The organism is Bradyrhizobium cenepequi (genome assembly GCF_020329485.1).
In the GTDB taxonomy this organism is placed as follows: domain Bacteria; phylum Pseudomonadota; class Alphaproteobacteria; order Rhizobiales; family Xanthobacteraceae; genus Bradyrhizobium; species Bradyrhizobium cenepequi.
The window spans coordinates 33,868-46,858 of record NZ_JAGKJI010000027.1 but is presented as its reverse complement, the minus strand read 5'-3'; the positions used below and the strand labels follow the sequence as shown (position 1 = coordinate 46,858).

14 protein-coding genes and 1 pseudogene are annotated in these 12,991 nt (G+C 61.2%); 6 read left to right on the top strand and 9 right to left on the bottom strand.

The window, feature by feature from the left end; all coding sequences use genetic code 11:
- Positions 1-9 precede the first annotated feature (9 nt).
- Both J6497_RS25330 and J6497_RS25325 read right to left on the bottom strand, forming a co-directional pair.
- Positions 10-588, bottom strand: a complete 579-nt coding sequence (locus J6497_RS25330; protein ID WP_225707004.1) for a hypothetical protein — start codon at positions 586-588, stop codon at positions 10-12.
- 210 nt (positions 589-798) lie between these two features.
- Entirely contained in the window at positions 799-2,133 is a 1,335-nt protein-coding gene (locus J6497_RS25325; RefSeq protein WP_225707003.1) for a carotenoid oxygenase family protein, read from the bottom strand.
- A 167-nt stretch (positions 2,134-2,300) separates the two neighbouring features.
- On the opposite strand from J6497_RS25325, the gene J6497_RS25320 reads away from it, so the two are divergent.
- Together J6497_RS25320 and J6497_RS25315 are read left to right on the top strand one after the other, a co-directional pair.
- Entirely contained in the window at positions 2,301-3,026 is a 726-nt protein-coding gene (locus tag J6497_RS25320; RefSeq protein WP_225707002.1) for a TetR/AcrR family transcriptional regulator, read from the top strand.
- A 351-nt stretch (positions 3,027-3,377) separates the two neighbouring features.
- The gene (locus J6497_RS25315) at positions 3,378-4,064 is read left to right on the top strand and encodes an SET domain-containing protein (RefSeq protein ID WP_225707001.1); all 687 of its coding nucleotides are present in this window, start codon (positions 3,378-3,380) and stop codon (positions 4,062-4,064) included.
- Here the strand turns inward: J6497_RS25315 and J6497_RS25310 are convergent.
- Positions 4,061-4,486, bottom strand: coding sequence for an RrF2 family transcriptional regulator (locus J6497_RS25310; RefSeq protein ID WP_225707000.1), 426 nt, complete (start codon positions 4,484-4,486; stop codon positions 4,061-4,063). The two genes, J6497_RS25315 and J6497_RS25310, sit on opposite strands and share 4 nt — an antisense overlap.
- An 84-nt stretch (positions 4,487-4,570) precedes the next feature.
- Between J6497_RS25310 and J6497_RS25305 the strand changes: the two genes are divergently transcribed.
- Positions 4,571-5,029, top strand: a complete 459-nt coding sequence (locus J6497_RS25305; protein ID WP_225706999.1) for a group III truncated hemoglobin — start codon at positions 4,571-4,573, stop codon at positions 5,027-5,029.
- Positions 5,030-5,105: 76 nt separating this feature from the next.
- On the opposite strand, the gene J6497_RS25300 is transcribed toward J6497_RS25305, so the two are convergent.
- Positions 5,106-5,504 carry a hypothetical protein gene (locus J6497_RS25300; RefSeq protein WP_225706998.1) on the bottom strand — a complete coding sequence of 133 codons (399 nt, stop codon included), beginning with the start codon at positions 5,502-5,504 and terminating at the stop codon, positions 5,106-5,108.
- A 36-nt stretch (positions 5,505-5,540) separates the two neighbouring features.
- The gene (locus J6497_RS25295) at positions 5,541-5,762 is read right to left on the bottom strand and encodes a hypothetical protein (RefSeq protein ID WP_225706997.1); all 222 of its coding nucleotides are present in this window, start codon (positions 5,760-5,762) and stop codon (positions 5,541-5,543) included.
- 305 nt (positions 5,763-6,067) lie between these two features.
- Between J6497_RS25295 and J6497_RS25290 the strand changes: the two genes are divergently transcribed.
- Together J6497_RS25290 and J6497_RS25285 are read left to right on the top strand one after the other, a co-directional pair.
- Entirely contained in the window at positions 6,068-7,501 is a 1,434-nt protein-coding gene (locus J6497_RS25290; protein WP_225706996.1) for a tyrosine-type recombinase/integrase, read from the top strand.
- Positions 7,502-7,508: 7 nt separating this feature from the next.
- Positions 7,509-8,345, top strand: a complete 837-nt coding sequence (locus J6497_RS25285) for a protein-L-isoaspartate O-methyltransferase family protein (RefSeq protein WP_225706995.1) — start codon at positions 7,509-7,511, stop codon at positions 8,343-8,345.
- An 88-nt stretch (positions 8,346-8,433) separates the two neighbouring features.
- Here the strand turns inward: J6497_RS25285 and J6497_RS25280 are convergent, their stop codons facing one another.
- A complete protein-coding gene (locus J6497_RS25280) occupies positions 8,434-9,564 on the bottom strand; it encodes a TonB-dependent receptor (RefSeq protein ID WP_225706994.1) in 1,131 nt (376 codons plus the stop codon).
- Here J6497_RS25280 and J6497_RS25275 point away from each other — a divergent pair.
- Positions 9,524-10,779 (top strand): annotated as a pseudogene (locus J6497_RS25275) (prolyl oligopeptidase family serine peptidase); the annotation flags it as partial. The gene J6497_RS25280 and the pseudogene J6497_RS25275 overlap by 41 nt on opposite strands.
- A 175-nt stretch (positions 10,780-10,954) precedes the next feature.
- Here the strand turns inward: J6497_RS25275 and J6497_RS25270 are convergent.
- The 3 genes from J6497_RS25270 to J6497_RS25260 all read right to left on the bottom strand — a co-directional run bounded on the left by J6497_RS25270 (position 10,955) and on the right by J6497_RS25260 (position 12,249).
- The gene (locus J6497_RS25270; protein WP_225706993.1) at positions 10,955-11,128 is read right to left on the bottom strand and encodes a hypothetical protein; all 174 of its coding nucleotides are present in this window, start codon (positions 11,126-11,128) and stop codon (positions 10,955-10,957) included.
- A gap of 18 nt (positions 11,129-11,146) precedes the next feature.
- Positions 11,147-11,887, bottom strand: coding sequence for an NAD(P)H-binding protein (locus J6497_RS25265; protein ID WP_225706992.1), 741 nt, complete (start codon positions 11,885-11,887; stop codon positions 11,147-11,149).
- Positions 11,888-12,039: 152 nt separating this feature from the next.
- Positions 12,040-12,249: a helix-turn-helix domain-containing protein gene (locus J6497_RS25260; RefSeq protein WP_225706991.1), complete on the bottom strand. Its 210-nt coding sequence runs from the start codon at positions 12,247-12,249 to the stop codon at positions 12,040-12,042.
- Positions 12,250-12,991: the final 742 nt, after the last annotated feature.

Here is a 12,991-nt window from a genome sequence, read left to right as displayed (position 1 = left end):
CTGCGATGCTCAGTTGGCGCTGGGCAGCGCGTTGACCGGATGCGTACCGTATTTCGTCATCCGGTAGTGCGGATACCACTTCGTGAAGAACACCGCACTGTTGCGCGCGGCGAATGCGATCAGAAGCCCGGTCCACAGCGGCAGGCTCGGCACATAGAGGATGGCGACGTTGCCGACCATCATCATCAGCGCAGCGATGGTCCAGGCCCAGGTGATGACGTGGTTGACGCGCAGGAAGCCGGGTTGGCGCGCCGTATGTGCGTCGACCACTTCGCGCGCATATTGCAGCGTGAAGGGACGGCCGGCCAGGATCGAGCCGAGCGAGACCAGGAAAATCCCGGTGTCGACGGCGAACCTCACCGATGCAGTGCCAAGATTCTGATCGACGACGGCGACATAGAGGCCGACCGCCGTGAACGTGATCACCGAGCCGACGCCGAGGATCTTGATCGAGAGGCCGCGCATCACGTCGAAGGCGATGACCGTCAGGCAGATCGCGACGCCGGCAAACAGGCTGACAGTCGCCGACGTCACCAGCAGCAAGGCTGCGAAGGCACCATAGGGGGCGAGGATGAGAAAGATCGTCATGGCCGCCTCTCAAGGCTAATCTTGACAATGTAAAGATAGACTAGAGGTGCACCGAGGAGCCGTCAAGCGAAATCTTTACAGTGTCAAAATAAAGGCTGGATTAGATAAACTTGAGATTTGTCAGCCATTTATTGTCATTCCGGGGGAGCATCCCCAACGGGGCGGAGGCCGGACCCGCTGGCGATGCCCCGGGATGAGGGAGAGCGCAACTCAATTCGCGCCAACCCAATTGCCGTGAAATCCATCCGGCACGCGGTGGCCGAGATGAACCAGCGCGATCGGGCCGGCCGCCACGTCGCGCGCGTTGAACACGGCGAGATCGCTGCGGTTTTCCCTGGCACGCCAGACCACGGCGAGCAACCAGCCATCGCCCTCGGCGGCATCGCTGCCGCGCTCGACAAACACCGGCTCCGAGATGGTGTCGCCGGCGGGCAGCAGATAATGGCCGAGGCGCTTGCCGGCGCCATTGACATGCACGATGCCGGAGAGCGCGCCGAACATCGGCAGCTCAGGATTGGCGCAGGCGTACCAGCCATGGGTGAAAGCATGGCCCGCACGGCGATCGTCGATGCGCGGGAATTCGCCGGTAAGGTCGTCGAGATAGGTTTGCGTGAAACGGTTGGTATTGCCGTCGAGATCGAAGGTCCAGCGGCAATAGCGCGCGCGGTTCTTCTTCGGGTCCGTCGGCGAGCCGTCGGGATGGTTGAACAGCGGCGCTTCCTCGAACTGCATCACGTCGGCGATGATGCGGCTGCCTTCCTCCCAGGCGTTCATCACGTGGAAGACGTAGCAGCTCTCGGCGCGGAACCAGGTGATGTCTTGCGCGGAGCCGTTGCGCTTCATCACGCCGACATAGGCGCCTTTGTCCGGCTCCCAGGCATAAGGTGCGCCTCCGCGCATTGCGCGCTCCATGCTGCCGGTAATGGGGAGGATCGGAAACAGCAAATGGTTCTCGGTGACGATGAAGTCGTGCACCATGCTGGCATAGGGCGATTCAAAGCGCTCGAAGAGCGTCACGACGCCGGACGCATTGACCGAGCCGAAGGAAAGGGCAGGGGTCAGGGGACCCGCGGCGTTATAGCCGAAGAACACGAGCTCGCCGGTCTTCGGGTCGATCTTGGGATGCGCGGTGAAGGGGCCCTGGATGGCGCCGCTATAGTCGCAGTAGCCGAGCCGGTCGAGCGTGCCGGGTTCGATCTCTGTCGGTAGATGGCCTTCCTCCAGCGCCAGCAGGCGGCCAGCATGGAAGATGACGTTGGTGTTGGCGACGCCGCCGTCATTGGTGGTCGTGGGCGGCGCATCCGGGAGCTTGCGGCCGAAGCCGCCGAACAATGCACGGCCGGCATCGTGCTCGGCCTGCCATTTCGGCGTGCGCACCCAGCGATTGCGATAGCTGGCGCGACCGTTCTCGAGATTGAAGGCGTGCAGCATGCCGTCGCCGACGAACCAATGCGCGCCGGGTGCCTCGAATTGCGGATTGGGCCCGTTGCGATAGAGCGTGCCATTGAGCTCGCGCGGCAACTCGCCCGATATTTTCAGGACCAACTTGGCGCCGATCCCTTTTGAGGCCGCGGTGCCTCAGCGATCGTCTGATCAAGCATCGTCACTCCCTCCATTTTATCTTTACATCGTAAAGATATGGATACAGGTGGTGGTGCTGACCGTCAAGTAAAATCTTTACAGTGTCAAAATTGCGACATATAAGGATTCGCATGACAAGATTGTCGAGAGAAAACAAGGCGAACGCGTCGCCGGCGAGAACCCGGAAGACGGCGAAACAAGCCACAGCGAGGCCGGCGCGCCGACAGCGCCGATCGGGCGAAGCGCCCTATCATCACGGCGCGCTGCACGAGGCGCTGCTGGAGGCCGCCGAGCGCGTACTCGAGCGCGAGGGGCTGGCCGGCCTGACCTTGCGCGCGGTGGCGCGCGAGGCCGGCGTGTCGCACGCTGCTCCGACGCATCATTTCGGTGATCTGACTGGCCTGCTCAGCGAGCTCGCCGCCATCGGCTTCCGCCAGTTCAACGACGCGATGCGCACCGCGGTCGCGGGCGGCACTACCATCGCTGAGAAGGGGTTGGCGCGCGCAGGGGCCTATGTCGCCTACGCGCAGGCGCATCCCGGGATGTATAGCTTGATGTTCCGCACCGAGCGGCTCGACATGTCCAGGCCCTCGCTGCACGAGGCCGCAAGCACCGCCTTCGGCGGCCTTGCCGGTGCGGTCGGCGAAAGCCGCCACGAGCATATCGAGGAGCAGAAGCTGTCGCTCGACCAGGCCGCCGCGATCGTGCGCGCCTGGTCGCTGGTGCACGGCTTCACCACGCTGCTGCTCGATGACCGCCTCTCCGACGTCCTGAAGCGGCTGCCTGAAGGCACGTCAGTCGAGACGCTGCTGGATGCGATGCTGCGCAGTTCGGCCTTCCGGCCGCCAGCCAGCTAGAGCGTTTCGAGCGAAGCATGCCCTCGGACTTGATCCGAGGGTGGACACCGGTTCGCATGGCGATCAAGGTTGGCAAATACGCATGCGTTTATGACAAAGCTTCATCATGCAGGCCTTCACAGAGGAACCGCGATGAGATGAGGACCGGATCATGATCTCATCTCTTTGTTTGAGCGTGATCTTTTCGGAAGGGCGCTTCCCACTCTACCGGATATGCTTTGTTCAGACGCGTTCATTGTGGGCAAGGTTCAGCGGGAAGCGCGAAACACCTGACAGCGGCGCTGAATTGTCCTAGAAGAGCGGCTCCGCAGAGCCGTCACTTGTCGGCGCGTCCGTTCATTCAACATTACCATGCCCTCGATATCCCAGAATAAACCCTATCGCGTCGGCCGTTCCCGTACCGGGCTCGGTCTCTTTGCCACCAAGCCGATCAAGAAGGGTGCCAGGATCATCCGCTACTTCGGGCCGCTCCTGGATTCCAAGAAGAAGGAAGAGGACGAGATCGAGAACAAATATCTGTTCGAGCTCACCAACCGCTGGACCATCGACGGCTCGATCCGCGAGAACATCGCCCGTTATATCAACCATTCCTGCAGGCCGAACGCGGAATCCGACGTTCGCCCACGCAAGCGCAAGATCTATATCCGCGCCATCAAGAACATCGAGCCCGGCGAGGAGATCAACTACGACTACGGCACCGATTATTTCAAAGCCTATTTGAAGCCGATCGGCTGCAAGTGCGATGCCTGCGAGAAAAAGCGCAAGAAGAAACGCGTCGAGGCGCGGGCGGAACGGCTTAGGCTGAAGGAGAAGGCCGAGCGCAAGGCAAAACGCAAAGCCGAGAAGCTCGCCAAAGAAAAAGCCGAGGCCCAAGAGAGGGCTAAAGAGAAGGCTAACGCGAAGGCCAGGGAAAAGGCGAAAAAGAAGAACGGCAAGGCCAATGGCAAGTATCTGAACGGCTCTGGCCGCCCCAAGCCTGCCGGCAAGAAGGTCGTGGCCGGAAAGCGCAAGAGCTCAGCGACGCCACTTTACGCCTAGATCGGCTTAACCGCCTTTGGCCGCGCGGGATAGGCGCAGTCCGCCAGCGTCGTCGCATCGAGCTCGCGCAGGAAGGCTTCGCGCGCCGCGGCGAGCTTTCCCTTCAGGCGGCAGCGCGGCGTCAGCACGCAGGCGCCGCCATCCGCACGAAAACATTCGACCACTTGGCCGTTTTCGAGCGCGCGCACGACCTGGCCGAGCGTGATCGCCTGCGGCGGCCGCGCCAGCGTAAAACCGCCACCAGCCCCGCGCTGGGTGGTGATGAAGCCGCTATCGGCGAGGTTCCGCACCACCTTGGCTAGGTGATTGCGCGAAATGCCGAACTCGGCCGCGATCTCGCTGGTCGCAAACGAGCGCGTCGGCTCGCCCGCGAGCCGCATCAGGGCGCGCAGGGCGAAATCGGTGAACAGAGTGAGGCGCATGGGAGCCCCGCAAAAATCCGGTTTTGCGGACCAGCCATACTGCCCTAAATGGGTATCTGAAATACCTATTTGAGGAGAGCTGGCATGACAGGGGCAGAGCGGCGCGAGCAGATCACGGCCGAAATCGTCGCCAAGACCGGCATCACCGAGGCCATGATCGAGCGCCTCGTTCACGGCTTCTACGCCAAGGTCCGTGCCGATGCGGCGCTCGGCCCGGTGTTCGAAGCACGCATCCGGGACTGGGAGCCGCACCTTTCGCAAATGTGTGCGTTCTGGTCATCCGTCGCGCTGATGACTGGCCGCTATCACGGCACGCCAATGGCAAAGCACCTGCCGCTGCCGGTCGACGCCGGTCATTTCGACCGCTGGCTTGAATTGTTCGAACAGACCGCGCGTGAACTCTGTCCGCCAGAGGCTGCGGCGCATTTCATCGAGCGCGCGCAGCGGATCGCTGCCAGCCTCGAATTCGGCATCGCTGGCGCGCAGGGCGTGATACTCGGCAGGGGCGAGCGGTTTCGGCGCGGCGAGGACGCAAGTGCCTGAGGCATCGTCAATGCAAGGAAGATCGACCGCCGTGAACGCTCACGGCGGTCGTTTTTATTGACGGGCAGGTGAAAGCTTACGCCGTCACGGCATCACCGCTCCTGCGCAGGCCGACATATTGCAGTTCGGCGAACACCCCGGTTGCGATCGCCTGCGCGACGACCGTGATTGTGCCGAGCAGGTTGGGATTCACCGCGCCCGAGAACAGCAGCGCGATGCTGGCGAGTGTCCACAGCGCATTGCCCGCGATCACCAGCATGACCAGCGCTTTCGGCGCCGATGGCCGCGAGCCGAGCCAGCCGACCAGCGCGGCATAGGCGATCAGGAACAGTCCGGTTTCCTGCAAAAGCATCTCGGGCAGGTTGAAGAGCGAGGCAAAGGCGCTTGCACCAAGGGTGAGGCCAACAGCCGAAACGCCGCTGAAGACGGCGTCGGCGAGCAGCGCGCGGCGCAGGAATTGGGACGAATGGATCATGATGGGTCTCCTCTGGTTGCAGCCTGGGTTGATGGTTCAGCGGAACAGCCGACGGAGCTGACGCTTGAGGCGCAACGGACAAAGCCGCTTCGCAGCCCTGGTCTCGGCGGCCTGCACCTGCGCGACGACATAGACGCCGGTCGAATAGACCAGCGGCTCCGGCAGTTGCAGCGAACGCGCGATCAGCGAGGTCGCCAGATTGAGCAGCCGCGCAACGATGTCGGCGGCGGACGGGAAGGGGCTCGGGTCGGGTCTCATGGTCATCTCCTCGTGCCGCCAGAAGATGATCCGGTCCGCGCGCCTTTTCGATTACCTCGCACGTAAGAGGTTTCGATTACCTCGGACGTAGAAAGCAGAGTGTTCGGAGATGTCCTAAGATGTTCGATGCTATTCGCACATGCTCAGAAACCCTTGAAGACTAGGGGTTTTCGCGTACATTCGCGTTCGGCACTGTGTGTTCTCATTCGCGTCCAGCCGCCGATTTTGTTGGTATTTTTGTTGGTATCCGAAGAGCAAACGTCGCGGCACAATTCCGATCTTCCGAGACGCGAGAATCGAAGCAGATGGCAAGCAATCAGGTTGGCGAGCACGCGAACCCCGAGCAGATCAGGACCGACGTCGAGTGCCGCGCCGCCAAACCGAAATTCGAGAACGGCGCTTGGACGGCCACCAAGATTTCCGACGTGACTGGCGGCGGTCTCTATCTTTTCATCAAACCGGACCTGAACAGGCCGGGCAAGGCCGCCTCCAAGCTCTGGCAGATGGCCTATCGCTTTCACGGCCGACAGAAGACCTACTCCATCGGGCCTTACGGCGATGGCAACGACGGCACCTTCTCGCTCGCCACTGCACGTCAGAAGCGCGACGCCGCAAAGGCGCTGCTCGCCCAAGATCCGCCAGTCGATCCCTCCGTCGAAAAGCAGTTCGAAAGACATCGTCAGGTGGCCGAACGCCCTTTCGGCGTGTGGATCGATGAATGGCTCGCAGAGAAGAAGACCGAGAAGATCAAGCGCGGCAGACTTGTCACAGTGCGCAGTCCTGAAACCATCGCGCTGCTCGAACGATGGGCTGGTTATCTGAAGGATCGTTTCGGCAAGCTCTATCGGAAAGACATCAAGCGCCCCGACGTTCTCGCTTTCTTTCGGGCGATGCAGGCTGAAGGCAGGTTAGAGACCCGTGACCGAGTTCACAGTATCGGTTCGCAAGTCTGCGACTACGCTGACCTCGAAGGCGATGGCTACAATCCGTTCCGTGCCTGCAAGAAGCAGCTTACTGTCAACGTCTCGACGCCGCGGCCCGGCGTCACTGATCCGCAGGATGTGGTTCGCCTGTTCAGCCTGATCATGCCGACATCGGCGAAGGCCAGATTTGGCGACGTGATCGGTGATGCCCTTCGGCTCGATGCACTGACCATCCCGCGCCCCGGCATGATCAACAACATGGAATGGTCAGAAGTCGACTGGGATACCGAACGGTGGACTATTCCTGCTGCTAAGATGAAGAACGGCTGGGATCATGTCGTTCCGCTGTCGCGACAAGCCCTCACTATCCTGCGACGCGTGCGGAAAATCACCGGCAATCGGCGCTACGTGTTCGCTTGGGCCGAAGATGCACCCTTGTCCGGTAGAACGCTTTGTTGTCGGCTGCGTGCGCTCGGCATCGACACCAAGACCGAACATTGCGCCCATGGCTTCCGCACTACGTTCTCGACCCTTTGTCATTATGAGGAGATCAAGGAAGCCAAGGCATGGGATGGCGACGTCATCGAGTTGCAACTTGCGCATCTCGAAAGTGACTCGGTAAAGGCGATCTACAAACGGCACGGACCGCTGGCCCTGATCGGCTCGCGCACCAAGCTGATGCAGCATTGGGCTGACCGGATCGATACCTTTGCCGGTCCAAAAAAGATCGTGCCGATCAGGACAATTCTTGAAAGCTGCGCGAACTCAGGAAAATTCGATCGAAAGCCGGCTCCGGCTCCCGGCGGTAAGAGATAAAGCCTTTATGGTGGATGGGTCGGAAAAGTATCGCTCGTTCTATGCCAAACTGATTTGCACCGCAGCCAAGCTAGATGATCCGCGCATCGAGGAGGCATTTCGCTCGGTGAAACGCGAGCCTTTCGCCGGACCTGGGCCGTGGTGGCTGAACCTCGGCGCTTACCCGTACGTACAGACGCCCGACGATGATCCCGCATTTCTCTACCAAGACCTGCTCCTCGCATTGGATCACGCGCGCGGAATCAATATCGGGATGCCCAGCGCACATGCCTATTGGCTGGGAGCCTGCAACATCAAGGAGGCCGAGACCGTGGTGCAGGTCGGAGCGGGCAGCGGCTACTATACCGCGATCCTGGCGCATCTGGTCGGCGCAGATGGCCGGGTCTACGGCTATGAGATCGACGAGGTGTTTGCGGCGCGTGCCCGCGAGAATCTCAGGGACGTGCATCAGGCGGAGGTGCGAACGCAATCGGGCATCGCGTCGGACTTGCCGCAAGCCGACCTGATCTACGTTTGCGCTGGCGCCGCGCAGCCAAGCCGCATGTGGCTCGACGCATTGCGGCCCGGAGGGCGCCTCTTGTTTCCGTTAGCTCCGCAGGGAGTGCAGGGAGGCATGCTGCTGATCACGCGTCCCGACCGGGGCTCCGCGTGGCCAGCGAAGTTTGTCAGTCGGGCCGCATTCGTCGGCTGCGTAGGCCTTCAAGACGAGGAGGCGGGTCGTCGATTAACAGAGGCGTTTTCGAAGGACTGGGATCGCGTGCGTTGGCTCCGGCTCGGCGGATTGCCCGATGATAGCTGCTGGTTTGCGGGTGACGGCTGGTGGCTTTCAACCGCCGATGCGTGAGGCACGGCAAACGCGGGGCGGCGTTCCTACGGCCCCACGCTGACCGACGTTGTTCCGGCGTCGAGACGCCTTGCGACCAACAGCGGACCTAAAACCTCGCCCGTGCCAGCACACGGAACGTGCGACCTTGGCCCGGCGAGATGTTGTTGTTGCCGTCGGCGGTCGCCCAATAGCCAGTGTTGAAGATGTTCTCGACATTGAGTTGGGCGCTCCATGTCTCGTCGATCTTTGCGAACAAGCCCGCATCAAAACGCCAGAACCCCGGGAGCCGCACCGTGTCGTCGGACGAGGCAAAGGAATCCGAGAAGTAGATGATGCCGAGGGAAGCAGCCCATCGGTAGTTGATCTGATACTTGTTCCACCAGGCGAACTGATTGAAGGGCACGAGCTGCACCCGGTTTCCCGACACGATGGTCGGGGAGGTATCGCTGGTGACGCGCGCGTCGGTATAGGCGTAGCCGAAGGTCGTTTGCCAATCAGGCGTCACGTAACCCGTCATCGCAGTCTCGAAACCACGGATCTGGTTGGCGCCGCTGGGGAAGAAGAAGCCCGGGTTGTTGGGATCAGCAATCGGCACATTCGTGCGATTGAGCTCGTACAGGGCCGCCGTGAACAGAAGCTTGGGCTGGATGTTCCATTTGACCCCGACCTCGGTGTTCTCGAATTTCTGGGGCTGCAAGATCAGCGTCCCCGGGCTCAGAGCGCTGAACTGGTCTCCGGACGCGGGCAAAAAGGAGGTGCTGTAGGCGGTGTAGATCGAAAGGTTGTCGATCGGCTTCACGATAATTGCAACGCGCGGAGAGACCTTCTCGTCGACCCTGCTACGGTTGATGTTGGTGTTGAAATCGAACGCCGACAGATCAAAGCTGTCGTAGCGGGCGCCGAGGAAGAATTGCAGCCAGCGGGTCGCCTCGATTTGGTCCTGCACATAGCCCGAGGCGATATTCAGCCGGTATTTGCTGTTGGCGTCGCTCGGAAGGTGGGTGAACAATACCGGTCCGAAATAGGTCGGGTTGAATGGATTGACGACATCGAAGGCCCTGTTCCCGATGTCGGGGAAGATGCCGGAGTCGCGCCTGGACAAGCCGGTCTCCCGACCGAACTCTGTGCCGAACGCGACCGTATGAAAGACCGGTCCCGTCGCCGTCTTGTAGATGAAGTCGGTTTGGTTGAAGGCGTTCTCGCGCGGGGTATCGTTCTGGTACGCGTTGAGCGACAAGCCCCGAACGTCCTGGAGCGTTGGCGGCGAGACCTACAATGCCGACACAGTCATTGGCATATCGCTTTCGGCCTTTCTGGCTGGCGAGCGCCGCTTCGCGCGGTTGTTCGAGCCGGGCAACCGTCGTGCGCTGCAGGCCTTGTTCTGGTGCGGCGGTCGGCTGGTGCTGTCGATCCTTGATGACCTCAGGCCCACATTCGAAGTGCTCACGCCGTCCGAACCGGAATTGTCGCGGGAGGTAATCACCGGCTTGCCGGACCTTGGCGCCGTGCACCTCTGGCCCTTCGATATCTGCCCCGAGGAATCGAATGGCGATCTCCTCGCTGCCGCTCATGATCCGCTGACCCCGCCATCGCTATATCTCATAACGACTGGCTCGGCACCGGAATTGCTGAAGCGCGCACCGAAGGCCTTCGACACAACCGGGCTCGTCATGACCCGGCATGAAGCCGTGTCATCGGACCGCACGCGCATTCCCTGTGCACAGGTGGGTCCCGCCAATGAGACCGGGATGCGCCGGTCCATCTCTATGGTTATGGCGGCTTCGGAATATCGATGGTTCCGTTCTATCATCCAGCCGTTGGAAAGCTGTGGCTCGAACGCGGCGGCAGCAGCGTGATCGCTCACATTCGCGGCGGACGCGAATTCGGCAATGCCTGGTACGAGGCGGCGCGCCGCGAAGGGAGACGGCTCTCGCACGACGATTTCGCTGCCGTTGCCGCCGATCTCGTCCGCCGCGGCGTCACCCGTCCCAGCCGCATCGCCGCAGAAGGCGGCTCCAACGGAGGCCTTCTCATCGCCAACATGCTGACACGCTATCCGGAGCGGTTCGGCGCGCTTTTCTGCACGATGCCGGTCATCGACATGCGCCGCTACCACAAGCACACTATCGGACCGGCGATCACCGATGAATACGGCGATCCCGACAAGCCGGAGGACTGGGCTTTCCTCGCCGGGATTTCCGCCTATCACGTGGCTGCGCCCGGCCACCCCTATCCGCCGATCCTGATTGCCACCAGCCGCCGCGACGACCGGGCGGTCCCAGGCCACGCTCGCAAGATGGTCGCGAAGCTGCAGGCCATGGGCTACGATGCCTATCTCTACGAACTCGCCACCGGCGGGCACAGCTACGGCAAGAACCATGACGACATGGCTGCATTCATATCGCTTGGTTATGCCTTCCTGCGCCAAACCATCGGTTGGAGCCCGAACTGATGCCCTGGGATTGGAGCGTAGAGGAGATGTCTCGCAGCCAAGGTTTTCGCGAAGCTCGACGTCGAGGCTGGTGCCTCATCGTTGCGTCGCCAAGCTAACGACGCGCGATTGACCGTATGGTTGAGCCAATAGGCCTGTGACGAAATGACGATTCCGGCCCCGCCGAACGGACTGCTCAAGCCGCGGTTCCATCCCGCGTGAATTCAGCGGCGTGCAGCTTGACGAAGTCGTACATGCTGATCGGCTCCTGCCCTGTGAGTTTGAACAGGTCGTCGGTCATACGGTCGTAGCGGCCCTGCTTGTTCAGCTCCGTCATCCCGGAGAGGTGCTTGACAATGTGCGCCGGCACGCCCGCCCCAGTAGCTTTTCACTCCAGCCGGAGAGGGGCACGTCGCGATAGCGGATCGTCCGACCGAGCGCCTCGGAGAACGCGCGCGTAGTTCTCCAGATCGGCCGATTCAAAGCCGGTCAGATTGTAGATCTGGCCGATATGCGGCGTGGGATCCTCGAGGACGACCGATACTGCGCGCGCAACGTCCACAGCCGAGATCGGCGAGGTTTTGCCGCCGCCCATTGGCAGCGCCAGTTCGTCGGCGTCCCGCACGCCCGGGGCAGCGAAAAGCCGGAAGAACCCTTCGAGGGAAACTGTGGGCCGCATGGTGACGACCGGGAGGCCCGACCAGGACAAGGCCTGTTCCGCCAGCCAGTGCAGTTTGTGCTGCGGGCTGTCGGTGCTCTCGGTGATCCTCATCTGCGTAACGGTCATCTGCGACATGTTCACGAAAGCTTCGACACCGTGGTGGCGCGCCACGGCGGCGGTGTTGACTGTGGCCGTCAAGTAATCGGCCGAGACCGACATGCCGAAATAGACACGCGCGCAACCTTCGATCGCGCGGTGCATCGCTATGAGATCGGTGAGGTCGCCTTGCATGACCTCCGCGCCGAGTTGGCGCAGGGCTCCGGCGCGTTCATCCTCTCGGCGCACCAAGGCTCGCACCTTGGCCCCCTTGGCGAGCAGCATTTCGGTGAGATTGCGGCCAATGGAACCGACAGCGCCAGCCGCGCCGGTCACCAGGATCGGGCTAACATGTGACGATTGCGTGGTCATTTCGCTTGCCTCTGGATGAGTTCAGATTGCGGGACGATCGCCGAGGCTACAGGACCTCGCGCGATGTACCCGAGGGCGTAGACGCTCAGCGCAGCTCACTATCGGATCGGACGCTGGAAAGAAAACTCGTCCGAACACTAGAGCGTATTTCTTCATGTACTCGGCTCAATGCGAGGGAGGGTCATATGATAGGCGTCGATGGAATCGGCATCGACCATGGTCTGGCCCTCCATTTTGTAGGCGATGATCTTTCCCTTCTTGATCAGCTTGTAGGCTTTGGTCCGGCCGAAACCGCCCCGTTCCAACGCCTTTTTCAACGGAATCAGGTTCCGTTTCTGGCGCGGCTCATCCGTCATCGCCATCGATCCCTCCCGTGCTCGGCTGTTCATCCTTCTCCGCGGCCGAAATTGCATCAACATCGGCGGTCTCGTACAGCTAACGGCGGCGTGCTTTCGGAGCAGCGCGCGCCTTACATCCGCCTCCGTGAATTTGGTTCTCGACACCAGGTTGGTGACCGCAAGATAAAAACGAGTGGCAGGGAAGAAAGCTCTGCGTCGATTCATTCAACCACGGCGCTCGCTCGTCTCTCCAGTGAAAGCCAAGAAAGCTTCGAGTATTATGGGACAGCTGAAAGAGCCGAGGATCATTGTGAGACGGTGAGATCGGAGAAGAACATAGGGATCATTTTCCGGTGACTGGCCTTTCGCGTCATCTTTTGGTGTGACCAATTTTGCTGAACGCGTACCAAGCCATGCTTTAGCTCGCTCAAGTTTGGCCATGATGAGCGACAGTGCAATATTTTCAGTTGGTTAGTAGGCGGCGTGTGCACGGCGTGCGCACGGGGAGATCAATAAAAATCTCATCTCAACCAATTTGAGCAGACCTTGCGAGGTGGAGATGGGCCGCCTTGAGTCAGCGAACGAGCATAGAGCTTCCCAAAGCGACGATTCAGCTCGCTCAGCTAGATGCTGTTTGGTCCACGGTCAGCATCGCCGCCAGATTTCTGGGTTTCACTGCGAATGGTCGCGAGCGAGCAGCCCAGGTATCTCTCGCCTGGCGCCATCCACGTGCGTCAATTGTTGACGTGGGCTGGAGACTCTGCTG